Origin of the sequence: Polymorphobacter fuscus (assembly GCF_011927825.1) — a bacterium.
In the GTDB taxonomy this organism is placed as follows: Bacteria; Pseudomonadota; Alphaproteobacteria; order Sphingomonadales; family Sphingomonadaceae; genus Sandarakinorhabdus; species Sandarakinorhabdus fusca.
In genome coordinates this window covers 1,537,370-1,563,527 of the sequence record NZ_JAATJI010000001.1, presented here as the reverse complement: position 1 = coordinate 1,563,527, position 26,158 = coordinate 1,537,370, and the positions used below count along the sequence as shown (strand labels likewise).

Annotated in this window: 27 protein-coding genes; 13 read left to right on the top strand and 14 right to left on the bottom strand. The window is 68.3% G+C overall.

Translation table 11 applies throughout. The features are described from left to right. Entirely contained in the window at positions 1-816 is an 816-nt protein-coding gene (locus GGQ62_RS07430) for a transglutaminase-like domain-containing protein (protein ID WP_152578324.1), read from the bottom strand. Then, entirely contained in the window at positions 810-1,721 is a 912-nt protein-coding gene (locus tag GGQ62_RS07425; RefSeq protein ID WP_152578323.1) for a transglutaminase family protein, read from the bottom strand. The genes GGQ62_RS07430 and GGQ62_RS07425 overlap by 7 nt, the downstream gene beginning before the upstream one ends. 56 nt (positions 1,722-1,777) lie before the next feature. On the opposite strand from GGQ62_RS07425, the gene GGQ62_RS07420 reads away from it, so the two are divergent. Continuing rightward, on the top strand, positions 1,778-2,485 hold the full coding sequence (locus GGQ62_RS07420; protein WP_167649525.1) for an N-formylglutamate amidohydrolase: 708 nt from the start codon (positions 1,778-1,780) through the stop codon (positions 2,483-2,485). A gap of 9 nt (positions 2,486-2,494) precedes the next feature. Here GGQ62_RS07420 and GGQ62_RS07415 read toward each other — a convergent pair whose 3' ends face one another. The 5 genes from GGQ62_RS07415 to GGQ62_RS07395 all read right to left on the bottom strand — a co-directional run bounded on the left by GGQ62_RS07415 (position 2,495) and on the right by GGQ62_RS07395 (position 7,035). Then, a complete protein-coding gene (locus tag GGQ62_RS07415; protein WP_152578321.1) occupies positions 2,495-2,947 on the bottom strand; it encodes a YaiI/YqxD family protein in 453 nt (150 codons plus the stop codon). Between the two features lie 8 nt (positions 2,948-2,955). Beyond that, entirely contained in the window at positions 2,956-4,734 is a 1,779-nt protein-coding gene (locus GGQ62_RS07410; protein ID WP_152578320.1) for a DEAD/DEAH box helicase, read from the bottom strand. Positions 4,735-4,827: 93 nt separating this feature from the next. Further along, positions 4,828-6,003, bottom strand: a complete 1,176-nt coding sequence (locus GGQ62_RS07405) for an acetyl-CoA C-acyltransferase (protein WP_152578319.1) — start codon at positions 6,001-6,003, stop codon at positions 4,828-4,830. A gap of 22 nt (positions 6,004-6,025) precedes the next feature. Then, on the bottom strand, positions 6,026-6,571 hold the full coding sequence (locus GGQ62_RS07400; protein ID WP_167649524.1) for a carboxymuconolactone decarboxylase family protein: 546 nt from the start codon (positions 6,569-6,571) through the stop codon (positions 6,026-6,028). Between the two features lie 11 nt (positions 6,572-6,582). Then, a complete protein-coding gene (locus GGQ62_RS07395) occupies positions 6,583-7,035 on the bottom strand; it encodes a MaoC family dehydratase (protein ID WP_152578317.1) in 453 nt (150 codons plus the stop codon). Between the two features lie 294 nt (positions 7,036-7,329). Here GGQ62_RS07395 and GGQ62_RS07390 point away from each other — a divergent pair, with 294 nt between their 5' ends. Next, entirely contained in the window at positions 7,330-7,971 is a 642-nt protein-coding gene (locus GGQ62_RS07390) for an Npun_F0296 family exosortase-dependent surface protein (RefSeq protein ID WP_152578316.1), read from the top strand. Between the two features lie 22 nt (positions 7,972-7,993). Here GGQ62_RS07390 and GGQ62_RS07385 read toward each other — a convergent pair whose 3' ends face one another. Both GGQ62_RS07385 and GGQ62_RS07380 read right to left on the bottom strand, forming a co-directional pair. Next, a complete protein-coding gene (locus tag GGQ62_RS07385; protein ID WP_152578315.1) occupies positions 7,994-9,439 on the bottom strand; it encodes a M56 family metallopeptidase in 1,446 nt (481 codons plus the stop codon). Continuing rightward, positions 9,436-9,816: a BlaI/MecI/CopY family transcriptional regulator gene (locus tag GGQ62_RS07380; protein WP_152578314.1), complete on the bottom strand. Its 381-nt coding sequence runs from the start codon at positions 9,814-9,816 to the stop codon at positions 9,436-9,438. Before GGQ62_RS07380 ends, GGQ62_RS07385 begins: the two co-directional genes overlap by 4 nt. 130 nt (positions 9,817-9,946) lie before the next feature. Between GGQ62_RS07380 and GGQ62_RS07375 the strand changes: the two genes are divergently transcribed. Both GGQ62_RS07375 and GGQ62_RS07370 read left to right on the top strand, forming a co-directional pair. Then, positions 9,947-12,946: an L-glutamate gamma-semialdehyde dehydrogenase gene (locus tag GGQ62_RS07375; protein ID WP_243446223.1), complete on the top strand. Its 3,000-nt coding sequence runs from the start codon at positions 9,947-9,949 to the stop codon at positions 12,944-12,946. Positions 12,947-12,985: 39 nt separating this feature from the next. Beyond that, the gene (locus GGQ62_RS07370) at positions 12,986-13,171 is read left to right on the top strand and encodes a hypothetical protein (protein ID WP_152578313.1); all 186 of its coding nucleotides are present in this window, start codon (positions 12,986-12,988) and stop codon (positions 13,169-13,171) included. A gap of 14 nt (positions 13,172-13,185) precedes the next feature. Here GGQ62_RS07370 and GGQ62_RS07365 read toward each other — a convergent pair whose 3' ends face one another. Next, a complete protein-coding gene (locus GGQ62_RS07365; protein ID WP_152578312.1) occupies positions 13,186-14,397 on the bottom strand; it encodes a mechanosensitive ion channel family protein in 1,212 nt (403 codons plus the stop codon). Then, the gene (gene ygfZ / locus GGQ62_RS07360; RefSeq protein WP_152578311.1) at positions 14,397-15,188 is read right to left on the bottom strand and encodes a CAF17-like 4Fe-4S cluster assembly/insertion protein YgfZ; all 792 of its coding nucleotides are present in this window, start codon (positions 15,186-15,188) and stop codon (positions 14,397-14,399) included. Before ygfZ ends, GGQ62_RS07365 begins: the two co-directional genes overlap by 1 nt. A 141-nt stretch (positions 15,189-15,329) precedes the next feature. On the opposite strand from ygfZ, the gene rpmG reads away from it, so the two are divergent. After that, positions 15,330-15,497 (top strand): 50S ribosomal protein L33, encoded by a 168-nt coding sequence (gene rpmG, locus GGQ62_RS07355; RefSeq protein ID WP_152578310.1) that lies wholly within the window; start codon positions 15,330-15,332, stop codon positions 15,495-15,497. A 232-nt stretch (positions 15,498-15,729) separates the two neighbouring features. Here the strand turns inward: rpmG and GGQ62_RS07350 are convergent, their stop codons facing one another. Continuing rightward, positions 15,730-16,641: a GGDEF domain-containing protein gene (locus GGQ62_RS07350; RefSeq protein WP_167649522.1), complete on the bottom strand. Its 912-nt coding sequence runs from the start codon at positions 16,639-16,641 to the stop codon at positions 15,730-15,732. Positions 16,642-16,789: 148 nt separating this feature from the next. Here GGQ62_RS07350 and GGQ62_RS07345 point away from each other — a divergent pair, with 148 nt between their 5' ends. The 5 genes from GGQ62_RS07345 to GGQ62_RS07325 are packed head-to-tail and all read left to right on the top strand — an operon-like array spanning position 16,790 to position 19,759. Further along, positions 16,790-17,077: a DUF3572 family protein gene (locus GGQ62_RS07345; RefSeq protein ID WP_243446670.1), complete on the top strand. Its 288-nt coding sequence runs from the start codon at positions 16,790-16,792 to the stop codon at positions 17,075-17,077. After that, positions 17,074-17,688 (top strand): HAD family hydrolase, encoded by a 615-nt coding sequence (locus GGQ62_RS07340; protein ID WP_152578308.1) that lies wholly within the window; start codon positions 17,074-17,076, stop codon positions 17,686-17,688. Before GGQ62_RS07345 ends, GGQ62_RS07340 begins: the two co-directional genes overlap by 4 nt. Continuing rightward, on the top strand, positions 17,685-18,152 hold the full coding sequence (locus tag GGQ62_RS07335; protein ID WP_152578307.1) for a RidA family protein: 468 nt from the start codon (positions 17,685-17,687) through the stop codon (positions 18,150-18,152). The genes GGQ62_RS07340 and GGQ62_RS07335 overlap by 4 nt, the downstream gene beginning before the upstream one ends. Further along, entirely contained in the window at positions 18,152-19,285 is a 1,134-nt protein-coding gene (locus GGQ62_RS07330; protein ID WP_167649521.1) for a GNAT family N-acetyltransferase, read from the top strand. The genes GGQ62_RS07335 and GGQ62_RS07330 overlap by 1 nt, the downstream gene beginning before the upstream one ends. 24 nt (positions 19,286-19,309) lie before the next feature. Next, positions 19,310-19,759 (top strand): hypothetical protein, encoded by a 450-nt coding sequence (locus GGQ62_RS07325; protein ID WP_152578905.1) that lies wholly within the window; start codon positions 19,310-19,312, stop codon positions 19,757-19,759. A 3-nt stretch (positions 19,760-19,762) separates the two neighbouring features. Here GGQ62_RS07325 and panC read toward each other — a convergent pair whose 3' ends face one another. Then, the gene (gene panC / locus GGQ62_RS07320; RefSeq protein ID WP_152579014.1) at positions 19,763-20,599 is read right to left on the bottom strand and encodes a pantoate--beta-alanine ligase; all 837 of its coding nucleotides are present in this window, start codon (positions 20,597-20,599) and stop codon (positions 19,763-19,765) included. Between the two features lie 118 nt (positions 20,600-20,717). On the opposite strand from panC, the gene GGQ62_RS07315 reads away from it, so the two are divergent. The 3 genes from GGQ62_RS07315 to pgmG all read left to right on the top strand — a co-directional run bounded on the left by GGQ62_RS07315 (position 20,718) and on the right by pgmG (position 23,386). After that, the gene (locus tag GGQ62_RS07315; RefSeq protein ID WP_243446691.1) at positions 20,718-21,515 is read left to right on the top strand and encodes a division plane positioning ATPase MipZ; all 798 of its coding nucleotides are present in this window, start codon (positions 20,718-20,720) and stop codon (positions 21,513-21,515) included. After that, on the top strand, positions 21,512-21,892 hold the full coding sequence (locus GGQ62_RS07310) for a molecular chaperone DnaJ (protein ID WP_152578907.1): 381 nt from the start codon (positions 21,512-21,514) through the stop codon (positions 21,890-21,892). Before GGQ62_RS07315 ends, GGQ62_RS07310 begins: the two co-directional genes overlap by 4 nt. Before the next feature lie 111 nt (positions 21,893-22,003). Further along, positions 22,004-23,386, top strand: a complete 1,383-nt coding sequence (gene pgmG, locus GGQ62_RS07305; RefSeq protein WP_152578908.1) for a phosphoglucomutase/phosphomannomutase PgmG — start codon at positions 22,004-22,006, stop codon at positions 23,384-23,386. 86 nt (positions 23,387-23,472) lie between these two features. On the opposite strand, the gene mutS is transcribed toward pgmG, so the two are convergent. Next, complete coding sequence (gene mutS, locus GGQ62_RS07300) at positions 23,473-26,124, bottom strand: DNA mismatch repair protein MutS (RefSeq protein WP_243451558.1); 2,652 nt, start codon at positions 26,122-26,124, stop codon at positions 23,473-23,475. Positions 26,125-26,158: the final 34 nt, after the last annotated feature.

Genomic DNA, 26,158 nt, shown 5'->3' with positions numbered 1-26,158 from the left:
CTAGTCGATGCCCGCAACCTCGTCGGTGTGGACGTCGAAGCGGACGAGCGAGGCGCGGCCGAACGCGTTGGTCAATGCCGTGTCGGTGGCGTCGCGGCCGCGTGCCATCAGGATGCGGCCGATGCGCGGACGGTTGTGGCGGGCGTCGAACGTATACCATTCGCCGCCCAGATAGACGTCGAACCACGCGGAAAAGTCCATCGGCGCGTCGACGGGGGGGATACCGATGTCGCCGAGATAGCCGGTGCAATAGCGTGCCGGAATGTTCATGCAGCGGCACAGGGTCACCGCCAGATGGGCGAAGTCGCGGCAGACGCCGGCGCCTTCCTGATAGGCGTCCCACGCCGTCTTGGTCGAGCGGGCGTGACCGTAGCCGAACTCGATATGGTTGTGGACATAGTCGACGATGGCCTGGACCCGCGCCCAGCCGGGGGCAATGCCGCCGAACAGGCTCCACGCCACATCGGAAAGCCGGTCGGTCTCGCAATAGCGGCTGCCGAGCAGGTAGACGAGGATATCGTCGGGCAGGTCCTCTACCAGGACCTGCGGGGCGTCGGGCGCCTGGGTGTCGGGCAGGCCCGAATCCTCGATGACGAAATCGCACGACAGGGTGACGCCGCCGGCGGGAATGACGAAGCGGGTGGTGTTGTTCCCGAAGGCATCGACATAATCGTACATCGGCACATCGGGGCTGGCGATGATGCGGTGGGGAGTCTTCAGATCCTTGTTGCGCGACGGGTGGATATTGAGCATCGCCAGCATGGGAGTGGTCGTTTCGCTGCTGAAGCTGATGTCATAACCGGCGCGGATCAACATGGGATGGGTTCTCCTTCGGTGGGGTCCAACGCGCGAGATTGCAAAATGATATCAACCGAAACGGTCATATCGAGAACGCTGTCGGGAAAGCCGGCCCAGGTGCCGGACAGCGGCACCGCCTGATAGGGATCGCGCGCCACGCCGACGCGGATCAGCCCGCGGTTGCCGACGATGCCGTTGGTGGGGTCGAATTCGACCCATCCCGATCCCGGCAGGAAGATGCGGACCCAGGCATGGGTGTTGCCGCCGCCGACGCGGCGCTCGCGCGTCGACGGGCTGTAGACATAGCCCGAGACGAAGCGCGCGGCGAAGCCCAGCGCACGCACCGCCTCGATCATCAGCACGGCGAAATCGCGGCAGGTGCCCTGGCGCCGTTCGAGCGTTTCGATGGGGCTTTGCGTGCCCTTTTCGCTGCGCGAGACATAGGCGAAGTCGCGGCGGATCGCCTGGGTCATGGCGGTGAGCAACGCCATGGTCTCGATCGTCGCCGCCTCCGGAACGAACTGCCGGGCCCAGCTGTCGATGATGCGTGCCGGATCATGGTGCTGGCGTTCGATGCTGCGGAGCAGGTCGGGCATGTCCTCCGACGAATAGGTGAAGGGGTAGCAGCGGGCATAATCCTCGATCTCGATCTCGGCGATCGACAGCGGCAGATGCTCGACGGTGGCGCGGCTGTGGAAGCGCAGCGTCGCGGCGCGCGTGTCGAAGGTGGCGATGGCAACCGAATTGCCGAACACGTCCTGCACCCAGCGCAGCGCGGTCGGCGGCGGATCGATGACGAGTTGGGAGTCGATCAGCCGCTGGTCGTGGCTTTCGCGCGGCCGCGTCATGATGCGATGCTCGCCGAAGGAAACCTTGCGCCGATAGCTGTAGGTGGTCACATGATCTATGGTCAGAACGATCATTCCGAAAGAATTGACGCGTGGCAGGCGATTTGCAACGACTATTGCTTTCCCGTGACTTGGACCCGGTTGAAATCGTCAACCCGGGCGGCCAGGCGGCGCTGCTGCTGATCGGCGATCATGCGGGCAATCTGGTGCCGGCGGCGCTGGGCGATCTGGGCGTTTCGGACGCCGACCGGGCGCGGCATATCGGCTGGGATATCGGGGTCGATGCGCTGGGGCGGCAGCTCGCCGACCGGCTCGACGCGGTCTTCGTGCGGCAGCGCTATTCGCGCCTGGTGATCGATTGCAACCGCGACCCGATGTCGGCGGAGGCGGTGCCCGATGCAAGCGACGGGACGCCGGTACCGGGCAATATGGGCGCCGACAGGGGGCCACGGGTGGCCGAAATCCACATACCCTACCAGGCGGCCATCGCGGCGGCGCTGGCGGGCAGGCCGACCGACCATGCGCTGGTATCGCTGCACAGCTTCACGCCGGTCATGGCCGGGGTGGTGCGGCCGTGGCAGATCGGCGTGCTGCACGCTGGTGGCAATGATCGGCTGGCGCTGCGGCTGCTGGCATGGCTGACGGCGCGCGGTGACCTGGTGGTGGGCGACAATGAACCCTATCGCATGGATGGCACCGACCATAGCGTGCCGCGTCACTGTTTTCCGGCCGGGCGCCCCTATGTCGAGCTGGAAGTCCGGCAGGATCTGATCGGCGATACGGCCGGGGTGGCGGCAATGGCGGCGGTGCTGGCCGAGGGGTTGCTGGCGGCCTTGTGATGAGGGGCGTCAGCCCCGCGCCAACCGCACCAGCGCCGCGTCGATCGCCTGGAGGAACCGCGCCCGGTCGGCCTTGGAAAAGGTGCCGGGGCCGCCCGGCACCACATCGCCGCCGGCGCGCAGGTCGGCCATGATGGCGCGGGTGGCGATCGCGGCGCCGATCGAGCTTGCCGTGAACGGCCGGCCGTTATGGGCGATGACCGTTGCCCCGGCCTTGAGCGCGCGGTCGGCAAGCAGGATATCGCCGGTGATGACCAGCGTGTCGGGCCCGGCCTGTGCGGCGATCCAGTCATCGGCGGCGTCGAAGCCGTCGCTGACGACCATCTGGGTGACAAGCGGATGGCCGGGCAGGCGCATGCCGCTGTTCGACACCACCACGGCGGGCACATTGTGGCGAACGGCAACCCGGTAGATGTCGTCCTTCACCGGACAGGCGTCGGCGTCGACAAGGATGCGGGGCATGCCCGGCGTCAGCCCTGGCGGAATTTGCCGCGCTGGGTCGGGTTGGCCGGGCCGGGGCGGGGGCCGCGCGGGCCGGTGTGCGTCGGGCGGCCTTCCGGGCCCAGGGGGCGGACGAGGACGGGGCGGTTCGGGCGGGCGCCACCTGGCCGCGGGCCGCTGCGCTGCGGCGCCGGCGGGCCATCGGCGGGGATGATGCGGATGCCACCTTCCGGGCTGCGGTCTTCGCCTTCGGTGCGGTGCAGCGCCTCGGAGAAGCGGTTGGCGAGGCCGCGGGGAATTTCGAACATGGTTTCTTCCGGCCCGATGCGGATGGCGCCGATCTCGTTCTTGGTCACATGGCCACGGCGGCAGATCAACGGCAGCAGCCAGCGCGGATCGGCGTTGAGGCGGCGGCCGACATCCATGCGGAACCAGACGGTGTCTTCGAAGCCGTCGCGCGGCGCGTCGCTGCGGGCGGCGCGCGGTGCCGGGGTGCTGTTGTCGAGCAGTTCTTCGACGGCAGGCATCTTGGAGCGGTGCATGCGGACGAGCGCGGCGGCGATGTCTTGCGGGCTGCGCTCGGCGAGCAGGCGATCGGCCAGCGCGCGATCCTCGTCATCGATTTCCGCCGGCACTTCCAGCAGCGCGCTGAGCAGGCGTTCATGGTCGTTGCGGCGGATGTCGTTCGTGCTCGGCACCGGCAGCCATTCGGCGTTGATCCGGGCGCCGCGCAGCATGGCATCGACGCGGCGGCGGGCGGGATAGGGGACGATGAGGACGGCGGTGCCCTTTTTGCCGGCGCGACCGGTCCGCCCAGACCGATGCTGGAGGATCTCGGCGTCGCGCGGCAGCTCGACATGGATGACGAGCGAGAGGTTGGGCAGATCGATGCCGCGGCTGGCGACGTCGGTGGCGACGCAGATGCGCGCACGGCGATCGCGCAGGGCCTGCAGCGCCTGGTTGCGTTCCGACTGCGAATGTTCGCCCGAGAGGGCGACGGCGTCGAAGCCGCGCTCGATCAGGCTGGCGTGGAGGTGGCGGACATTGTCGCGGGTGGCGCAGAACAGCATCGCCGTCGGGGCTTCGTGGAAGCGCAGCAGGTTGACGACGGCATTCTCGATATCGGCGGGTGCCACGGTGACAGCCTGATAGGCGATATCGCCGTGGCCGCGGTCTTCGCCCACCGTCGAGATGCGCAGCGCATCCTTCTGATAGCGTTTGGCCAGCGCGACGATCGGCTTGGGCAGGGTCGCGGAGAACATGAAGGTGCGGCGGGCGTCGGGGGTGGCATCGAGAATCTGCTCGAGGTCCTCGCGAAAGCCCATGTCGAGCATTTCGTCGGCTTCATCGAGCACGGCGACGCGGATCTGGCCGAGGTTGAGGGCGCCGCGCTCGAGATGGTCGCGCAGCCGGCCCGGCGTGCCGACGACGATATGGGCGCCTTGGCCGAGCATCTTGCGTTCCTTCGACGCATCCATGCCGCCGACGCAGGTGGCGATGCGCGCGCCGGTCTTGGCGTAGAGCCAGATCAGCTCCCGGCTGACCTGCAAGGCCAGCTCGCGGGTGGGCGCGATGACGATGACAAGCGGCGCGCCGGGGCGATCGGTGCGGCCATCGTCGCCGAGCAACTGGGCGGCCATGGCCATGCCGAAAGCAACGGTCTTGCCGGAGCCGGTCTGGGCGGACACGAGCAGGTCGCGGCCCTCGGCTTCGGGCTGGATAACGGCAGCCTGTACAGGCGTGGGCGCGGCATAGCCACGGGCGGTAAGCGCTTCGGTGAGAAGCGGCGGCAAGGTTTCAAAAGGCATAGACGAGTCGCTATGCCCGATATGCCCGAAAAAAGCGAATGCCGCGTTGCAGCATCGCCGGACGCGAGGAAGTGACTCGCGTCCGGCGGCCGATCAATAGACCTCGAACAGCCCGGCTGCGCCCATGCCGCCGCCGACGCACATCGTCACCACGACATATTTGGCACCGCGGCGCTTGCCTTCGATGAGGGCGTGGCCGGTGCAGCGGGCGCCGGTCATGCCATAGGGGTGGCCGATCGAGATGGCGCCGCCGTTGACGTTGAGCAGGTCGTGATCGATGCCCAGGACATCGGCACAGTGCAGCACCTGGACGGCAAAGGCTTCATTCAATTCCCACAGGCCGATGTCGTTCATCGTCAGGCCATTGGCCTTGAGCAGCTTGGGAATGGCGTAGATCGGGCCGATGCCCATCTCGTCGGGCTCCAGGCCGGCCACGGCCATGCCGCGGTAGGCGCCAAGCGGGGTGAGGCCCTTGCGCGACGCGACGCCGGCTTCCATCAGCACGCTCGCCGAAGCACCGTCCGACAGTTGCGAGGCGTTGCCGGCGGTGATGACGCCATCGGCGATGACCGGCTTCAGGCCCTTGAGGCCGTCCAGCGTGGTTTCCGGCCGGTTGCCTTCGTCCTTCGACGTGGTGACCTCGTGAAAGCTGACCTCCTTGGTCTCCTTGTTGACCATCGCCATGCGGCTGGTCATCGGCACGATCTCGTCGTCGAACTTGCCGGCCTGCTGGGCGGCGGCGGTGCGCATCTGCGAGCGATAGCTGTATTCGTCCTGGCGATCGCGGCTGATGTTGTAGCGCTTGGCGACGATCTCGGCGGTCTGCAGCATCGGCATGTAGATGTTGGGGTGCATGGCGACGAGGCTGGGATCACCCTCCACCCGCATCTTGTCGTTCTGGACCATCGAGATCGAATCGACGCCGCCGCCGATGGCGATGTCCATGCCGTCGACGATGATCTGCTTGGCCGCCGTGGCGATCGACATGACGCCCGACGAACATTGCCGGTCCATCGACTGGCCCGAAACGGTGACGGGCAGGCCGGCGCGCAGCAATGCGGTGCGGGCAATGTTGCCGCCCTGGACGCCCTGTTGCAGCGCCGCGCCCATGACGACGTCGTCGACTTCGGCGCCATCAATGCCGGCACGCTTCACCGCATGGGCGATGGCATGGCCGGCGAGCGTCGGCGACGGGGTGGCGTTGAACGCACCGCGATAGGCCTTGCCGATCGGCGTGCGGGCGGTGGAAACGATGACGGCTTCACGCATGAGAAAGTCCTTTTTTGGAGAATCAGGCTGCCGGAAACCGCGGCATGCCGGGTTCGCTGGGCAGCGCGATGGCGCCGGTGAACAGCGCGACGCCATGGTAGAAGGCGACGAGCTGGATGATCTCGATCAGCTGTTCGGTATCGAAATGCGCCGTGATGCGGGCAAATTCGTCGTCGCTGAGCTTCTTGTTGGCGAGCAGGGCGTCGACGGTGGCGATGACCGCTGCATCCTTTTCGTCCCAGTTGCCGTCGTTGGCGGCGCCGCTGTAGGTCGATTGGACCTGTTCGGGCGACAGGCCGGCCTTGGCGGCGAAGACCTTGGTGTGGATGCCCCATTCATATTCGCAGCCGGTCTGGGCCGCCGTGCGCTCGATGACGATTTCGCGGGTGTGGAGGTCGAGCGCGCCCTTGCCCGGGACGGCACCGGCGAGGAAGCGGTCCAGCGCCTTCTGGCTGTGGCCCATGGCGGTGAACAGCGACAGGGGCTCGGCGCCTGGCGCGGCGACCTTGGCGACGGTCGCTGCGAAGGCGTCGGGCCAGGGCTTCTGGAGCAGTCCGATACGGCTCATGGTCGGTCCCTTCAAAGATATTGCAGCGTGACCCATTCGGCGGCGAGCGCCGGCTTGGTTTCGCCGTCGATCTCGACGGTGACGTTCACCGTTGACTGCCAGGCGCCGTCGGGACGCTGGGTGACGTCGAGCAGCTTGAAACGGCCGCGCACGCTGCTGCCGCTTTTGACCGGGGCCATGAAACGGACTTTGTTGAGGCCGTAGTTGACGCCCATCTTGGTGCCCTTGATCCCGGGCATGACGCCATAGGCCATGACCGAGCAGAGGCTGAGCGTCAGATAGCCATGGGCGATGGTGGTGCCGAACGGCGTCTGCTTCGCCAGCTCGGGATTGACGTGGATGAACTGGTGGTCGCCGGTGACTTCGGCGAAGGCGTCGATTTTCGCCTGGTCGACAAGAATCCAGTCAGAAACGCCAAGCTCGCTGCCGACCAGCGCCTGATATTCCTCGATCGCAAGTGCCATGCGCTCCGTCCCCATCTGCCGTTTTTGTTGTCGGCAACCTAGGCGCCGGGTGACGCGAGCGTCAACCGCACACATGGAACAGGTGGGCATGCCGGGGAACCGGGATTCCGGCCGATCCGCCGACATTGCGCAAATGTGCGCCATATAGCGCCTGAAGTGACGGCCTGGTTTACACTTCCGAAATGATTAACCATCTAAACGATTGATTAACAAATGTGACACTTGTTGGCACGGTTCTTGCTACATTCTTAACGTCCGTACGGACGGTTAACGAATGGCTTGTGGGAGTTGAGAATGCGAACAAATCTGGCAAAATTGGGCGTTGCGGTTGCCGCGATGCTGGCGGCGTCGGGGGCGAATGCCGTGTCGTTCACAAGTGCAGCCGGGGCGCCCGATCCGGCCTTTGCAGCCGGTGAAACGGCCGTGGTGACTTTCGACGCGCCCAATGCCGCGGGCTATAGCTTTACCGCCGGCACTATCGGCACCGCCACCGGTACCTCGGGCGCGGCCGCCGCGCCGGCCGGCGATGCCACCACCTATGGCTATGTGTCGAGCAGCTTCGCGCCCAATTTCGCGACCCTGTCGACCCCTGGCCTTCGGTCGATCAGCTTCTACTGGGGTTCGATCGATGCCTATAATGAAGTCGATGTGCTCGGCGCCGGCGGGTCGTTGTTGACGACCATCGGTGGCAGCGCGCTGCCGCCGGCGAATGGCGACCAGGGTGACGCGATCACCAACCGCCGCATCTATATCACGGCCGGCGTCGGCGAGACCATTACCGGGCTGACCTTCCGGTCGACCGGCGTGGCATTCGAATTCGACACCATCGCCGCTGCGGCGGTTCCGGAGCCGCAGACCTGGGCGATGCTGATCGCCGGCTTCGGCTTCGTCGGCATTGCCGCGCGCCGTCGCCGCGCGCGGTACGTCACGGCGTAACGGGGGGGCCGCAGCGGCTGCCTTATTCGGTGGCCGCTGCGATCTGCCGATCGAGCCTTTGCAGGGCGGCGTCGAGGCCGGCGATGGCGTGGCGGCGCTCGTCGTCGGCCCAGGCGCCGTCGGTTATCATGGTGGCCCGCGCGGAATGGAGCGAGGCGCGCACCGACGTCCGGATCTGCTGCTGCGTTTCCGGGTTGCACGCCGCCAGCTTCGCCAGGTCCGCATCGACCACAACCGGCACGCCGGCCTTGTCGCACTCTGCCGCCATCTCGGCGCGGGCCTTGGCGAGGCCCTGCCGGGCTGCAGCCATGCTCAGCCGGGCGGCAGCTACGCCCTGCCGGGCGGCATCCGAAGCCAGTGCGGCGCGCTCCGCGGCAGCAGCCGCCTGGTCTGCGGCGGCATCGGCCCAGGCAGCGTCTGCAGCGGCGGCCGACGGGGCGACAGGCCGCGCCGGGGCCGGGGCTGCGGGCCATTCGGCCGCGGCCGGCGGGGCAACGGGTGCCGGTGCGGCGGCGGGGGCCGGTGGCGCAGGCGGAGCAACCGGAGCAGGCGGCGCGGGCGGCGCGGGCGGTGCCGCACTTGCGGTCAGCAGCAGCCCGCCGCCGACAAGGAATGCCGCCAGCAGGGCACCGATGGCATGGCGCAACAGGCCGATCGGGCGATGTTTCATCATCGCGATCCGCTGTTTCAGCTGCGCCTTGTGGTTCATCGCGCAGGCCGCCGTCGGCACGCGGCTGCACGCCGATTTGAGCACCGCGATGCCATAGGCTTGCCGGTCATCGGCATCGGTGCCGGCCAGCACGGTCGCGTCGCACGCCAGTTCCTGGTCGGCGCGAAAGGCGCGCCACGCGATGTGCGCCAGCGGGTTCCACCAATGGACCGCGACCACGGCGAGCCCGACAAGATTGGCGACAAGATCGCCGCGATCATGGTGCGCGCCTTCGTGGAGCAGCGCCAGGCGCCGCTCGGCCGGGGCATAGCGGGTCTTGAAATCCGCCGGCAGCAAGATGTGCCGGCGCAGGACGCCGGCCGCCATCGGGCCTGCCACGGCCGGAGTCAGCCAGATCTCCGTGCCGCCTTCGCGCGCCAGGAGCCGCGCCGGCGCCAGTGCCTGCTGCAGGAAACGCCGGTGGCGCAGCAACTGCCAGCCGATCCAGAGTACCGCGCCCGCGGCCCAAAGGCCCAGCATGGGCAGCGCCCAATCGACGCCGGCCGTGGCGGTGGCAGGAAGCTGTGCCGCGGTCGCCGGGTCCACCAGGCCGACCCTCACCGGGTCACCGACCTCGGCGACCGGCACGTAGAAGGTGGTCCAGCCCGGAAGCGCCGGCAGCACCAGCCGCAGCGGCGGCAGCAGCCACAGCGCATAGGCAACATGGGCGCCGAACAGCCGCGCCACCGGGCGGCGCACCGCCAGGACCAGCAGCATCAGCAGCGACGACCCGACAAGCGCTTCGACCAGCCAGCTCATTTGCGCAGTTCCTTCACCAGAGCTTCGAGTTCGGCGATATCGGCGTCCGACAGCGCATGATTTTCGGCCAGATGCGCCACCAGCGGCGCCGCGCGGCCGCCGAACAACCGGTCGACCAGGCGGCGGGTTGACCCGGCGACATGCGCGGCACGGGCGACCAGCGGGCGATACAGGTACCGCCGGCCATCTTCTTCATAGGCCAGCACGCCCTTGGCGAGCAGCCGGCCGAGCATGGTCTTGACGGTCCGGTCGCTCCAGCCCCGCGCCGGATCGATGCGTTCGGCAACGTCCATCGCCGTCAGCGGCGATTCGGCCCACAGGATTTCCATGACGGCAAGTTCCGCCTCGCTGATCCGTTCGCCCGTGTGGTCACTCATGCGATTCGCCTCTGATTACAGGCGTAGTCCTATGCGATTACGCCCGTAATCGTCAAGTGGCGATTCCGGGCGGGCCGTGTGGCGATTGGCGCCGCTTTCTTCGCATCGGCGTCGGCGGTAAGGACCGGCGATGACCAGCCTCGATACCGCGCGCACCATGATGCGCAGCCTCCACCGTGCCCCCGAACCGCAGGTTCTCGCCGGGCTGTTGCCGGCCGCGACGCTGGCGGCGCCAACGCGCGACGCCGTCGTCGGCCGCGCCCTCGGGCTGCTCGCCGACCTGCGCGCGGCGCAGGGCGATGGCTGGGTCAACCGCTTCCTCCATCAGTATCGCCTCAACACCGCCGAAGGCGTGGCACTGCTCAGCCTTGCCGAGGCATTCCTGCGCGTGCCCGATTCCGAAACCGCCGATGCGCTCATCCGCGACAAGATCGGCACCGCCGATTGGGCGCAGCACAAGGGCGAATCGGATTCGGCACTGGTCAATTCGGCGACTTGGGGCCTGGTGATGACGCGCGCGCTGATGGCCGATGACGGCAAGGCATCGGTGCTGAAGCGCCTTGTCGCACGCGCCGGCGAGCCGTTCGTACGGCAGGCGGTGGGCGCCGCGATGCGGATGATGGGCCAGGTCTTCGTGATGGGACGCACCATCGACGAAGCGCTGGAACGCGCGGGTGACAAGGACAATCGCGGCTTCACCGCCAGCTTCGACATGCTCGGCGAGGCAGCGCGCACCCATGACGATGGCGCCCGCTATTTCGAAAGCTACAAGGCTGCCATCCGCGACACCGCCAAGGCGGCGAAAGCCAACCACATCACCGATCGTCATTCCGTCAGCGTCAAGCTTTCGGCGCTGCACCCGCGCTATGAAACCGCCCATGCCGCTACCGCCGTGCCGGCACTGATCGACATGGTCGCCGAGCTGGCGCGGTCGGCAGCGGCCTCGGGGATCGGCCTGACCGTCGATGCCGAGGAATCGGAGCGGCTGATGATGAGCCTCGACATCATCGAAGCGGTGGCGCGGCTGCCCGAGCTGAACGGCTGGGACGGTTTCGGCATGGCAGTGCAGGGCTATGGCAAGCGCGCCCGGGCCGTCGTCGCCTGGGCCCAGGCGCTGGGTGCGGAGACCGGCCAGCGGTTGACGGTGCGGCTGGTCAAGGGCGCCTATTGGGACAGCGAGATCAAGCGCACGCAGGAAAGCGGGCTGGCGGATTATCCATTGTTCACGCGCAAGGCGGCAACCGACGTGTCGTACCTTGCCTGCGCCCGCGACATGTTGGCGGCGCCCAACATCTACCCGGCGTTCGCCAGCCACAATGCGTTGACGGTGGCAACGATCCTCGAATGGGCGGGCCCGTCGCGCGATTTCGAGTTCCAGCGGCTGCACGGCATGGGCGAAGGCCTGTTCGAGCGGCTGGTGCGCGAAGAGGGGTACAAGTGCCGGACCTATGCGCCGGTCGGCGGCCATCGTGACCTGCTCGCCTATCTGGTGCGGCGACTGCTGGAAAATGGCGCCAATTCGAGCTTTGTCCACCAGCTCGCCGACGCCAATGTCAGCGATGCGACGCTGCTCGCCGACCCCGCCGAGAAGATCGCGGCGGTCGGCGGTGCGGCGCATCCATCGATTCCGTTGCCGATCCGGCTTTATGGCGACACCCGGTCCAACTCGGCGGGGATCGACCTTGCGGATGAGCAGGTGCTGGCGCGGGTGGCGGGGGGGATCGCTGCCGCTGCACCCCCGGCCCCAATCGCGGTCGACGCGGCGCGCGATGTCGCCGCTGCCGTGGCGGCGGCGGCGAAGGCGTTTCCGGCCTGGGCGGCGACGCCGGTGGACGTGCGGGCCGCGGCGCTCGACCGTCTTGCCGACCTGCTGGAACGCGATTGCGAGGCGCTGATGGCGATTTGCGTCCGCGAAGCGCGCAAGACGATTCCCGATGCGCTCGGCGAAGTCCGAGAGGCGGTGGATTTCTGCCGCTATTATGCAGCGGAAGCGCGCGGCAAGTTCGGCACTTTGGTGCTGCCGGGGCCGACGGGGGAGCGCAACGAACTGCGGCTGGAAGGGCGCGGCGTCTTCGCCTGCATCGCGCCGTGGAATTTTCCGCTGGCGATCTTCATCGGCCAGGTCGCAGCGGCGCTGGTCGCCGGCAACAGCGTTGTCGCCAAGCCCGCGCCGCAGACGCCGGCCATCGCCGCGGCGGCGGTGCGGCTGGCGTACGAAGCCGGCATTCCGGCCGATGCGCTGCGGCTGGTGACCGGCGGCGGCGAGGTCGGCGACGCGCTGGTGCGCGACCCCCGCGTCATGGGCGTGGCGTTCACCGGCAGCACGGCGACGGCGCGGCGGATCGCCCGGGCCCTGCTGGATGACGAAACGCGGCCGCTGGTGCCGTTGATCGCGGAGACCGGCGGCATCAACGCGATGATCGTCGATTCGACGGCGCTGACCGAACAGGTCGTGCACGACGTCATCACCTCGGCCTTCCGCAGCGCCGGGCAGCGCTGTTCGGCGTTGCGGCTGCTGCTGGTGCAGGAGGATGTGGCGGAGCGGACGCTCGCCATGCTGAAGGGCGCGATGGATACGCTGACGATGGGGGATCCCGCCGACCCTGCCACCGATATCGGCCCGGTGATCGACGCCGCGGCGTTCGACCGCCTCGAAAGCTATCGCCAGAGCCAGCGGCCGCGCTGGGTGTATGCCCTGCCGGCGCCGGATGGCGAATATATCGCCCCGACGGTGATCCGGCTCGGGTCGGTCGCCGAGCTGACGCAGGAATGGTTCGGACCGATCCTCCACGTCGTCACCTGGCGCGCCGGCGACCTGCCGGCGACGATCGCGGCGGTCAACGCACTGGGCTATGGCCTGACCATGGGGCTGCACAGCCGCATCGCCAGCGTGGCGACGCTGGTGACCGAAACCGCGCATGTCGGCAATCTGTACATCAACCGGTCGATGATCGGTGCGGTCGTCGGGTCACAGCCGTTCGGCGGCGAGGGGCGGTCGGGGACGGGGTTCAAGGCCGGCGGGCCGCATTATCTGTTACGGTTTGTCCATGAGCGCACGGTGTCGACCGACACGACGAGCGCCGGCGGCAATGCGTCGCTGCTGAGCATCGAGGATGTTGCCGGAATCTGACAATGCGTTACGATTATTGTGCAGCTTGAGGAGTTGGTGATGCGGGCGATCGTGATCCTGGCGTTGGGCATCGGCCTGTCCGGCTGTGCAACCACCTACAGCGCGTCGAACGAATGCGCGCGGACCGCGGGCTGCACGTCAAGCTTTGCCAGCTCGGGCTATGGGCCGATCCAGGCGCAGGCGGCGGAACCGCTGGCGCCGTCGCGGTGGCAGCCGCAGCGCTGACTGCCGACGCCGGCTCAGCGTGCCGGCGGTGACGCCTTTTCCTCGTCCTCCTGCGCGGCCAATGACTGGCGTTCGCGCGGGTCGATCATCCGCCCATCGGGGGCCGCCGTGAAGCTGGTTTGCGTCGGATAGGCAAAATCGACGCCCATTTCGGCAAAACGGCGGACCAGGCCGAGGCAGATCGCCTGGCGGGCATCCATCATCAGCGCGAAATCGGGCTCTTCGACATGAAAGACGAATTCGATGTCGATCGATGACGCGGCGAAGTTGAAGACATGGGCGCGGTCGAACCGGCAATGCGGTGCCGCCCGGACAATCTCGCCGATGACCCCCGGAATCGCCTCGAGCACGTCGGGCGGCGTCTGGTAGATCACGCCGATCTGCATCACGACACGTCGTTCGACGATGCGCCGCATGTTCGAAACCTGTTGTTCGAGCAGCTTGGTATTGCCCATCACCAGCTGTTCGCCGGACAATGCCCGGATGCGCGTCGTCTTGAGCCCGATTGCTTCGACCGTACCGGTGTTGCCGCCATAGGAAATCGTGTCGCCGACGCGAAACGGCCGGTCGAACAGGATAGACAATGCCGCGAACAGGTCGCTGAAAATGCCCTGGGCGGCAAGGCCGATGGCGATGCCGCCGACACCGAGGCCGGCGACCAGGGCCGTGACATTGACCCCCAGATTGTCGAGGACGAGGATGATCGCCAGCGCCCAGACAACGACGTTGACCAGCACGGTGATGACGCCCATGGCGCTGGCGAGCGCGCTATGGTCCTCGCTGCCCGGCCCGGCGCGGCGCTCGACCAGCGCAAGGATGATCTCGCGCAGCCACAGCGCGCCCTGGATCGCGCAGGCGATGGTGAAGAAGAAGGTGACGAACGCCTGCAACGGGCGCGGCGTGTCGAACAGCTGCGCCGCGATATAGGCGGCACTGACCGCGATGAACGGGCCTTTCGTGCGCCGGACGATGCGCCCGACGAACCCCTGCCAGTTGGTGACCGCGTGGTGGGCGCCGAGCACGCGGCCGGCGCCCCAGCGCAGGCCGGTGAGAATGGCCCAGATCGCGACGGCGACGGCGACGGCCATCAGGGCGGTGCCGCTGTCCTCGGTGATCCATTTGTAGGTGTCGACGGTCAGCGCCTCGACCTGATGGCCGATGTCCTTTGCCGGCAGGGTTGCCGGCTTGGTGGCGGCCTGGGCGGCGGATTGCGCGGGCGGGGCCATCAGGCGGCACTCGCGGCGGCGATGGCGCCGGCCAGCCAGGCGGGACGGAGCGCGGTGGCGGGCACGCCACCGATGCTCAGCGTGCCACCGGCCGCTTCGAGGCGGAGATGGGCGATACCGGTGGCGCCGTGGCGGCTGCGCAGCGTCCCGGCGCTGCGGCCGGCGGCATCGAGGATTGCGCCCGTGTCGGTCGCGGCCTCGATGTGCAGCGGCACCAGCCGGCGGCGAACCTTGTCACGATGGTGCATGCGCGCGGTATTTTCCTGGCCGACATAGCAACCCTTGGTGAAGCTGACGCCGTTCAGCAGATCGGCACCGGTTTCGAGCCACAACAGCTGATCCTCGCCGATGTCGGCACTGTCGGGAACGCCGTGCTCAAGGCGGTGTTCGGTGTAACCATCCGCGAGCGGCCCCGATTCGGCGATCCAGCGGGCACCGAGAGCGGCAAGGCGCGGGTCGCGGGTGTGGCCTTCGCCCTCGCCGTCCCACGCAGCAATGACAACAAGGTCCGTCGGCGCGATCGTGACGGCCTTGCGCAGGCGGTACATGGTGAGGCGGCGCATCAGCGCTTCGGCGCGATCGGCGGCGACGTCGACAAGGACGTCGTCGCCATCGGCGAACAGCATCATGTCGAACAGCGCCTTGCCTTGCGGTGACAGCAAGCCGGCATAAAGCGGGTGGTCGGGCGTCAGCGTGTCGATGTCGCTGGTCAGCAGACCCTGAAGGAAACCGCGGGCGTCGGGGCCGGCGACGCGCACCACGGCGCGGTCTGGAAGGGTGGTGATGGTCATGGGGGCATGAGATAGGGCGGTGTCGCCCGCTTGCCAATCGCGCGCCGCAGCTTGACTTTTGGTGGCAGCGCCGCCATTGGACGCCGCTTCCCGTGCCCGGCCTGCCGCGCGCGTCAACACCGTCTTACTTCGGGACCTGTCATGGCCAAGCCGACAACCATCAAGATCAAGCTCGTGTCGACTGCCGACACCGGCTATTATTATGTCACCAAGAAGAACCCGCGGACCCAGACCGAAAAGCTGAACTTCCGCAAATATGACCCGGTCGTGCGCAAGCATGTCGAGTTCAAGGAAGCGAAGATCAAGTAGGTCGCCGCGCCGCGCGCGCAGCGAGACGTTGCGCGCCGACAGGCGCAAGACCGGCCAGCGGGGCGGTTGGCTGTGCCAATCCGAAGCCGTCTGACGCGAGCATGGGCTTTGCCCATGCTTTCTTTTTGCCTGCTTCTCCACAGTTTTGGGAAACGGTACGGGCGTCCGCAGCGATTCGCGCGTCCCGCCTGCGCCTGCCGGCACTCCATGCGCAGCGCGCGCCGCGCTGCGATCAGGCGGCCTCCGCCACCCGGTTCCGGCCATTTTGCTTGGCATGGTACAATGCCGTGTCGGCGCGGAGCAGCAGCGTTTCGGCATCGTCGGTGGCTTCGACCAGCGTCGTCATGCCGACGCTGATGGTGATGGCGACATTGTCCTTGCCGAGTTTCAGCGCGGCGACGACCGTGACCAGCCTGGCTGCGATTCGCCGAGCCGTTTCGATATCGGTATCGGGCATCACCACGGCCATTTCATCGCCGCCCAGACGCGCCACGGTATCGCTGGCGCGCAGGTTCGCCGTCAGGGCATCGGCAACGTTGCGCAGCATCCGGTCACCCGCGGCATGGCCCCACCGATCGTTGAACGGCTTCAGCGAATCGAGGTCGACCATCAGCACCGCCAGGGGCCGGTCCCCCGCGCGGGCACTGTCGATGGCGGCGGGCAATATCGTTTCCAGATGCTGCCGGTTGAACAGCCCGGTCAGCGGATCGATCACCGCCAGCCGCCAGGCGGCGCGCATTTCGGCGGCGCGGGCGGCGGCGACCATGCGGCGGCGGACCAGCGCCGCCAGCCGGGCGCGAACCTCGTGCGTGCAGATCGGCATGGCCGCGACATCGGCGACGCCCAGGTCGAACGCCCTGACCAGTGCCGCCGGGTCGTCGCGCGGCACGAGGCCGAAGACCACGGCACCGCATCGTTGCCCGACGGCGTGAAGATCGGTCATCATCGTCACGCTGTCGCGCCAGCAGCCGCTGTCGAGCGCGACGATCACCAGCGTCAGGCAACCGGCCTCCACCATTTCCAGCGCTTCGGGAATCGTCATCAGCACAAGATCGCAGCCGACCGGGATCAGCGGGCGCAGCGATTCGCCCAGGTCGAAGCTGTCGGTGCCGCGACAACCGACAAAGCCGATCCGGATCGTCATGTGACCGTTCCCGTCCGACGTCTCGTCATGTGATCGCATCCTGCCCCCAAGATTTGCACGCCTTCATCGTCACAGGCGCGACGCAACGCTTGGCAAGGCCCCCTCCGCCAGCCTAGGTCGGAAAGGCAGTAGCCAGGACGTTATACACGTGCATCCCAACCAAAGTGTTAACGCGTTTAACGACCCGTTTGTAATTGGTTTGCGTTTGCTTGCCCATGTCGTGGCGGATGACGATCTTGGCAGCCGATTCCTCGCATTGACGGGGCTCAGCGCGGATGATCTTCGCGCGCGCGCCGATGATCCCGGCGTTCTGGCGGCGCTTATTGAATTTGTTGCGGCACGGGAGAGCGACCTGGTCGCGGCCGCCGATGCGTTGGCCCTGCGACCGCAGACCATTGTCGCCGCCGGCGACGCGCTGGCGGGGGGACGCGCATGAGCCGGCCGCTGGTAATTTCGGACTGCGATGGCGTTCTGCTGGAATTCGTGGCGCCGTTCGTCGCCTATCTCGACAGCGTCCACGACCTGACGCTGCGGCTCGACACCTTTGCATTGACCGGCAATGTCCGCCGGCGCGACGGCAGCGCGGTGGCGCCGGCGGAGTTTCCGCCGCTGCTGGATGGTTTCTTTACCACCCATATGTCCACCCAGCGGCCGGTGGCCGGCGCGGCGGCGGCGCTCGCCGATCTGGCGACCTGGTGCGATGTCGTCGTGCTGACCAATATCGCCGACCATCATGCGCTGCGCCGCACCGATGAGCTTGCGCTTGTCGGCATGCCGTATCGCGTCATCGGCAATCACGGCACCAAGGGTGGCCCGATCAAGGCGCTGATCGACGAATACGGGCCGTCGGCGACGGTCTTCATCGACGACCTGCCGCCCAACCACAGCTCGGCACGCGACCATGCCCCCGAGGTCCACCGCGTCCACATGGTTGCCGAAACGTCGCTGCGCAGCCTGCTGCCGGCGGCGCCCGACGCCGATGTGCGCATCGACGACTGGCATCTCGCGCTGCCGCACATCACTTCCATCTTGAAAGGCCCGTCATGACCGATACGCCCGCTTCGCGCCTCGCCGCGCTCGGAATCACCTTGCCCGTCGCCGCGGCGCCCGCCGCCAATTATGTGCCGACGGTTGCGGTCGACGGGTTGTTGCACATTTCCGGGCAGATCCCCTTTGCCGAGGATGGCAGCCTGGTGCGCGGCCGGCTGGGCGATGGCATGGATGTCGCCGGCGGCCAGGCGGCGGCGAAGCGCTGCGCGATCGGTGTCATGGCGCAGATCCAGGCAGCGCTGGGCGACCTCGGCCGGGTGCGGCGCATCGTCAAGCTGGGGGTGTTCGTCGCCTCCCACCCCGATTTCACCGACCAGCCCGAAGTCGCCAATGGTGCGTCGGACCTGATGGTGGCGGTGTTCGGCGAGGCCGGCCGCCATGCCCGGTCGGCGGTCGGCGTCGCCGTGCTGCCGCGCGGCGTGGCCGTGGAGATCGACGCGATCGTGGCGTTCCAGGACTGATGTCCGGCCGCGTCGCGCGTATCCTCAGCGCCGCCGCCGATATGCCGGCGGCGCAGTGGGACGCCTGCGCCGGCGACGACAACCCCTTCACCCGCCATGCCTTTTTTGCAGCGCTCGAAGCCTCGGGCAGCGCCGTGGCGCGTACCGGCTGGCAGGCGGCGCACATCGTGGTCGATGACGCAGCGGGTGTGCCGGCGGGGATTTTGCCCGCCTATCTAAAATCGCACAGCCAGGGCGAATATGTCTTCGACCAGGGTTGGGCGGATGCCTGGGAGCGGGCGGGCGGGCGCTATTATCCCAAGCTGCAATGTTCGGTGCCGTTCACCCCGGCAACCGGGCCAAGGCTGTTGCTGCGCGACCCGGCGGCGGCGCCGGTCCTGCTCGCGGCAGCGGAGACTTTGGCGGTCCAGAACGGCTTTTCGTCGGTGCACGCGACCTTCCTGACCCCCGAGCAGCAGGCGCTGTTCGCCGCACAGGGTTGGCTGATGCGCACGGGCGAGCAGTTCCACTGGGCGAACGACGGCTATGGTGACTTTGGTGACTTTCTGGCGGCGCTGTCGTCGCGCAAGCGCAAGGCGATCCGCAAGGAACGCGAGGGCGCGCTCGCCGATGGCCTGGAGATTGTCCACCTGACCGGCGCCGCGATCACCGAAGCCCATTGGGATGCCTTCTGGCGCTTTTACCAGGACACCGGGCAGCGCAAATGGGGCCGGCCGTATCTGACACGGGCGTTCTTCACGCAGGTTGGTGCCACGATGGGCGACCGGGTGCTGCTGATGCTGGCGCTGCGTGACGGCCGGCCGATCGCCGGGGCGCTCAACTTCATCGGCGGTGACTGCCTTTACGGCCGCTATTGGGGTGCAACCGAAGATGTGCCGTTCCTGCACTTCGAGCTTTGCTATTATCAGGCGATCGATTGGGCGATCGCGCACGGTCTGGCGCGGGTCGAGGCGGGGGCGCAGGGGGCGCACAAGCTGGCGCGCGGCTATCGCCCGGTGGCGACGGTGTCGGCGCATTTCATCCCGGATCGTGGCTTTCGGGCGGCGGTGGCGGATTTCGTGGCGCGCGAGGGCGAGATGGTCGCCGCTGACATCGATGCCATGGACATGGCCACGCCGTTCAGGCGCGGCTAAGGTCTTGGGGTGAAAGCTGACCAGATGATCCGTTTCCTTGCCCTTGCCACCGTCCTGTGTGCCGCGGGGTCCGCCCTGGCCGCCGAACCGGTGACCGGCCCGCCGGCGCCGCAGGTTTACGGGCTGACGCCCGAACAGAAGGCGGCCGTCCTCGAAACGGCATCGCGGCGACCCGATGCCGATGATCCGGCGCTGTTGCCGGGGCTGCCCGACCGGCGGCCGCACGGTGAAGTCGGGATGATGGTCGGCACCGGCGGCGCACGCGGCATCTATGGTGTCGTCGGCGTCCCGCTCAGCGACAATGCCAGCGCGACCTTCGCCTTTTCGAACAGCCGGCTGCCGGGCTATTACGGCTATGGCCCCTATGGCGGCGGCAATGTGCTGGCGCAGCGCAATATGAGCATGGGGCTCGGGATGGGGATGGGCCTCGGATCGACCTTCGGATCGAGCCTGGGGCGCCAGCCGGCCTGGTAAGCGTCAGATCGCCAGATTGTCGATCAGCCGCGTCGTGCCCATCACCGCGGCCGCCATGATGCGGGCGCCGGGTACGGGCGCGTCGAGAGCGCCGAGCGTTTCGCCATCGACCAGTTCTACATAGTCGACCCTGGCAAAGCCGGCGGCGGCGAGTGCCGTCGATGCCGCGGCGAGCGTGGCTGCGACAGGCTCCCCGGTGCGCAGGGTCGCTTGTGCCGTTGCCAGCGCCCGCGGCAGGGCCAGCGCGCGTTGCCGTTCATCGGGGGTCAGGTAGAGGTTGCGCGATGACAGGGCGAGGCCATCGCTGTCGCGGACGATCCCGGCCCCGATGATCTGCGTGCCGAGGTCGAGATCGGCTGCCATGCGGCGGATGATCGCCAGCTGCTGCCAGTCCTTTTCCCCGAAAACCGCGACATCGGCGCGCGCCGCCGCCAGCAGCTTGGAAACCACGGTGGCGACGCCGTCGAAATGGCCGGGCCGGACGCGGCCGCACAACAGGTCGGGCAGGCCGGCGACGCGAACAAAGCTGGCGAACCCCGGCGGATACATGGTTTCGACGCTGGGGGCGTAGAGCAAGGTGCAGCCGGCGCCGACCAGCTTGGCCGCATCGCCGGCTTCGTCGCGCGGATAGCGATCGAGGTCTTCGGCGGGGCCGAACTGTTTGGGATTGACGAAGATCGAGGCGACGACGCGGTCGGCGTGGCGCAAGCCTTCGGTGACCAGCGCCAGGTGACCGGCGTGCAGCGCCCCCATTGTAGGCACGAAGGCGACGCGCAGCCCGTCGCGCTGCCAGGCGGCGACGGCGGCGGTAAGCGCGGCCGGCGTCCGCACGATCGCCATTGGCGCGGGAACGACGGGTGCGGCCATGATACGCCTTGCGATTGACATAGGCGCGCGGCTGTGTGCGAAACCGCCGCAGTTGGCAAGGCCATCAGGCAAGCACGGCGGGGCATCAATAGTGACAGGCAAGCGCGCGCACCTCATCGTGCTCGGCAATGAAAAGGGCGGATCGGGCAAATCGACGACCGCGGTCCACATCGCCGTGGCGCTGGCGCATGCCGGTTTCAGCGTTGCCATGCTCGATCTCGATTCGCGCCAGCGCACCGTGGCGCGCTATCTGGAAAACCGCGTGGCCTTTGCCCGCAAGCGCGACCTGGCGTTGCCGACGCCCGATGTCGCGGTGATCGCCGACGGGGACGGCGACGTGGCCGAACTGGCGCTGCGGCTTGAGCAGGCCCAGCCGCTCGACTTCCTCGTCATCGACACGCCGGGGCGCGATTCGGCACTGGCGCGCGCGGCGCTGGCGGCGGCCGACACGATCATCACCCCGATCAACGACAGCTTCGTCGATTTCGACCTGATCGGCCAGGTCGACCCCGAAACCTTCGCCGTCCGCCGGCCGAGTTTCTATGCCGAGCTGATCTGGGATGCGCGGCGGGCGCGGGCCAAGGCCGATGGCGTGACGGTCGATTGGGTGGTGCTGCGCAACCGCCTGTCGAGCCTGGAAGCCCGCAATCGCAAAAGAGTGGGCGCGGCGCTGGAGGCGCTGTCCGGCCGCGTCGGCTTCCGCGTTGTCGGCGGGCTGACCGAACGTGTCATCTACCGCGAGTTCTTCCCGCGCGGGCTGACGCTGCTCGACCGTGCGGCGCTGGAGGATTTCAGCCTCAGCCACGTCGGTGCGCGCACCGAATTGCGGGCGTTGCTGGCCGCGCTCAACTTGCCGGGGTGGGACCCGTCGCGGTTGCCGGCCGCATGAGCATCGCCCTGCTGCTGGCGGCAGCACTTGCCTGGTGGCTGCACAAGAAGGGCGAACTGGTCCCCAATCTGCTCCGCTTGCTCGGCACCGGGGCAGCGATGCGGGTGGCGGTGAAGATGCTGGAGGGCGGCAAGATCGTGCCGGCGCTGGTGGCGGCCGCCGTCGCCTGGGGCTGGTGGCGCTATAACCGGCCGGCCGACCCGGCCATCGCCGCGCGCCACACACTCGGGGTGGGGGAAAATGCCGACGCGGCGATCATCCAGGCGGCGTGGCGGGCCCGGATGGCAGCGGCGCACCCCGATGCCGGCGGCAGCGATGCCGCGGCACAGGCGGTGACGGAGGCGCGCGATCTGCTGCTGGCGCGGCTGGCGAAATAGATGAGCCGATGATGATGCACTGCAACATCGGCTTGGCAAGCCGGGGCCTGCCGGGCTAACGAAGCGGCGGCGAGGTGGGGCGCCGGAAACGTCATAACGGAGACCGAACTCGTGGCCCATATTTTCGATCCGACGACCCTGCGCGAATATGACATTCGCGGGCTGGTCGGCGACACCCTGACCGGCGCCGATGCGCTGGCGATCGGCCGCAGCTTCGGCACCATCGTCCGCCGCGCCGGCGGCAGCCGCGTCGCCGTGGGCTATGACGGCCGCGAATCGTCGCCGGGGTTCGAAGCCGAACTGGTCAAGGGGTTGAACGCTGCCGGCGTCGATGCGGTGCGGGTCGGCGTCGGGCCGACGCCGATGCTCTATTATGCAGTCTATGAACTCGGCTGCGACGGCGGCGTGATGATCACCGGCAGCCACAACCCGCCGGCATACAATGGCTTCAAGATGCTGTTGTCCGACCGTCCGTTCTTCGGCAGCGACATCCGCGCGCTCGGCGAAATGTCGGCCGCGGGCGATTGGGACAGCGGCGAGGGCAGCCACGAAACGGTGCCGATCATGGATCGCTATGTCGATCGGCTGCTGCAGGATTTCGATGCGACGACACCGTTCACCATCGCCTGGGATTGCGGCAACGGCGTCGCCGGCCCGGTGGTCGAAAAGCTGGTGAAGCGGCTGCCCGGCACCCATTATGTGCTGTTTCCCGAAGTCGATGGCACTTTCCCCAACCATCACCCGGACCCGACCGAGGAAAAGAACCTTGTCGATCTGAAGGCTTGCGTGGCCGAAAAGGGTTGCGACTTCGGCCTGGCGTTCGATGGCGATGCCGATCGCCTGGGCGCGGTCGATGGCCAGGGCCGCGTCGTCTGGGGCGACCAGCTGCTGGGTATCCTTGCCGAGCCGGTGCTGAAGGACCTGCCCGGTGGCACGATCATCGCCGATGTGAAGGCCAGCCAGGCGTTGTACGACCGCATTGCCGAACTGGGCGGCACGCCGCTGATGTGGAAGACCGGGCACAGCCTGATCAAGGCCAAGATGAAGGAAGTCGATTCGCCGCTCGCCGGGGAAATGAGCGGCCACATCTTCTTCAAGCACCAATGGTATGGCTTTGATGATGGCATCTATGCCGGCATCCGGCTGATCCGCGCCGTCGACCAGTTGGGCGGCTCGCTGACGGCACTGAAGGATGCCATGCCGGTGATGGTCAACACCCCCGAACTGCGCTTCCAGTCGAGCGAGGACCGCAAGTTCGCGGTGGTCACCGAAGTTCTGGCGCGGCTGAAGGCGGCGGGCGCGACGGTCAACGAAACCGATGGTGCGCGCGTGACGACGCCCGATGGCTGGTGGCTGCTGCGCGCATCGAACACCCAGGACGTGCTGGTGGCGCGGGTCGAGGCGCACGACCAGGCGGCGCTGGAGCGGCTGCAGGGCGAACTGAACGCGCAGCTGGCGGAATCGGGTGTCGAACCGACGGTGGTCGGGCACTGAGCGCCTGACGGAGCGGGGTCTGGACCGGATCCCGCTCGGTCAGCGGTCCGAGGGTCCCTCGACTTCGCTCGGGATGAGCGGGATTGTCATGGTTGCGGCGGGTTGCCGCCGTCACCCCCCGCCAACGCCTGCAGTTCCGCGAGCAGGTCGAGCGCCTCGCGCGGCGTGACCGAATCGATGTCGATGCCCGCCAGCCGGTCGCGCAGCGCGTCGCCGGCGGGCGCCGCGGGCGCTGCGCCGAACAGCGGCAGGTCGGACAGGCCGGCCGCTAGGCCGCCCGTGCGGTCGCGGTTGGCCTCCAGCCGGGCCAGCACGCTGCGGGCGCGGGCGAGCACCGGGGCAGGCACGCCCGCCAGGCGGGCGACGGCGAGGCCATAGCTTTTGTCGGCGGCGCCCGGACGAACCTGGTGGAGGAAGACGAGATCGCCCTTCCACTCGCGTGCCGCGACGCTGACCGTGGCGAGGCTGCGCAGCCGGTCCTTCAGCGCTACCAGCTCGTGATAATGGGTGGCGAACAGGCAGCGGCACTGCAGGTCGTCGTGGACCGCCTCCAGCACCGCCCAGGCGATGGCGAGGCCGTCATAGGTCGACGTCCCGCGCCCGACTTCATCGAGGATGACGAGGCTGCGCGGGCCGGCCCCGGACAGGATGGCGGCGGTTTCGACCATTTCGACCATGAAGGTGCTGCGGCCCTGCGCCAGGTCGTCGGCGGCGCCGACCCGGCTGAACAGGCGGTCGACGACGCCGATGTGCGCCGCGCGGGCAGGCACGAAGCTGCCGGCCTGGGCAAGGACGGCGATAAGGGCATTCTGACGCAGGAAGGTCGATTTGCCGGCCATGTTGGGGCCGGTGACGAGCCACAGCCGGGCGTCGGCGCTGAGATCGCAATCATTGGCGACGAACTGCCCGCGGTTGGCCTTGACGGCGGCTTCCACCACCGGGTGGCGGCCGGACTCGATGTGAAAGGCGGTGGTGGCGTCGACGCGCGGGCGGACCCAGGCTTCGGTCATCGCCAGTTCGGCAAGCCCGGCGGCAACATCGATCCGGGCCAGCGCGGCGGCGGTTTCGGTGATGGCGGCGGCCTGGGCGAGCACCTGGTCGCGCAGTTCCTCCAGATGCGCCGTTTCGGCGGCCAGCGCATGGTCGCCGGCCTGGGCGATGGCGGCCGCGAGCGCCGACAGGTCCATGCTGCCGAAACGGACGACCCCGGCGAGCGTCTGGCGGTGGATCAGGCCGGAATCGGCGCGCAGCAGCGGGTCGGCGAACTTGGCGGCGACCTCGATGTGATAGCCAAGGATCCCGTTGTGGCGGATCTTCAGCGCGGCGACGCCGGTTTCGGCGCGCAGCCGGGTTTCGAGCGCGACCACGGCGCTGCGGCCGTCGCGGGCGGTTTCGCGCAGCGTGTCGAGCGCGGCGTCATGGCCGGCGGCGATGCTGCCGCCGGCCCCGGCATCGACCGGCGGTTCGGCGACAAGTGCGCGGCGCAGGGCTTCGACAAGGCCGCCATGGGGGCCGATGCGGGCGAGGGTGGCGGTGAGCAGGGGTGGGGTGGTCAGGCTGGGCGCACCCAGGGCTGACTTCAGCGCCAGTGCCAGCGCCAGCCCGTCGCGCGTCGCGGCAAGGTCGCGCGGTCCCCAGCGGCCGACGGCGAGCCGGCCCAGCGCGCGGGCGACATCGGGCATGGCGGCGAGCGCATCGCGGCTGCGCGTGCGGACGCTGCCGGAGTCGGCGAACCAGGCAACAAGGTCGAGCCGTTCGCCGATGGCGGCGGCATCTGTCAGCGGTGCCGACAGGTCGGCGGCAAGCAGGCGGGCGCCGCCGGCGGTGACGGTCCGATCGATGGCGGCCTCCAAGCTGCCGGCGCGGCTGCCGCCAGCGCCGCGCGCCAGTTCCAGGCTGGTGCGGGTGGCGGCGTCGATCGCCATGGTGCTGCCGGGCACTTCGGGGCGCGGCGGGGCGAGCAGCGGCACGGCGCCCTTTGCGGTCGCCTCGACATAGGCGAGCAGCGCGCCGGCGGCGGCGATCTCGGCCGGCGTGAACTTGCCGAAGCCATCGAGGGTGAGGACGCCGAAGCGGGATTTCAGCAGGGTTTCGCCGCGTGCGGGATGAAAGTCGGCTGGCGGTCTGGGCGTTCCCCGGCTTCGCTCGGCATGAGCGAGCTGGGTATCGGTTGTGCCCTCCGGGTAGATCAGTTCGGCGGCGTTGAGCCGCGCCAGCTCTGCGGCGACTTCGCCCGGGGCGCAGGCCCGGGTTGCGAAAGCGCCGGTCGAAAGGTCGCACCACGCGAGGCCGGTGCAGGGCCCCGTGACCGGTCCGGGCGCGATTGCCGCCAGCCAGTTGGCGCGGCGCGGGTCGAGCAGGTTGCTTTCGGTCAGCGTGCCGGGGGTGACGATGCGGGTGATGGCGCGGGCGACGATGGTCTTGCCGGGGCGCTTGCGGGCTTCGGCCGGATCCTCGATCTGCTCGGCGATGGCGACGCGGTGACCACCCTTGATCAGCCGCGCCAGATAGGCATCGGCGGCATGAACCGGGACGCCGCACATCGGGATCGGCACGCCCTGATGCTCGCCGCGCTTCGTCAGCGCGATGTCGAGCGTGGCAGCGGCAGCGACGGCATCGTCGAAGAACAGTTCGTAGAAATCGCCCATGCGGAAGAACAACAGGCAGTCGGGCGCGGTCTCCTTCAGCGCCAGGAACTGGGCGATCATCGGCGAGGCGGTGGCGCTGGCGGCTGTCATTGCCCCGCTGTTACCGCGATCCCCGGCGGGCGCA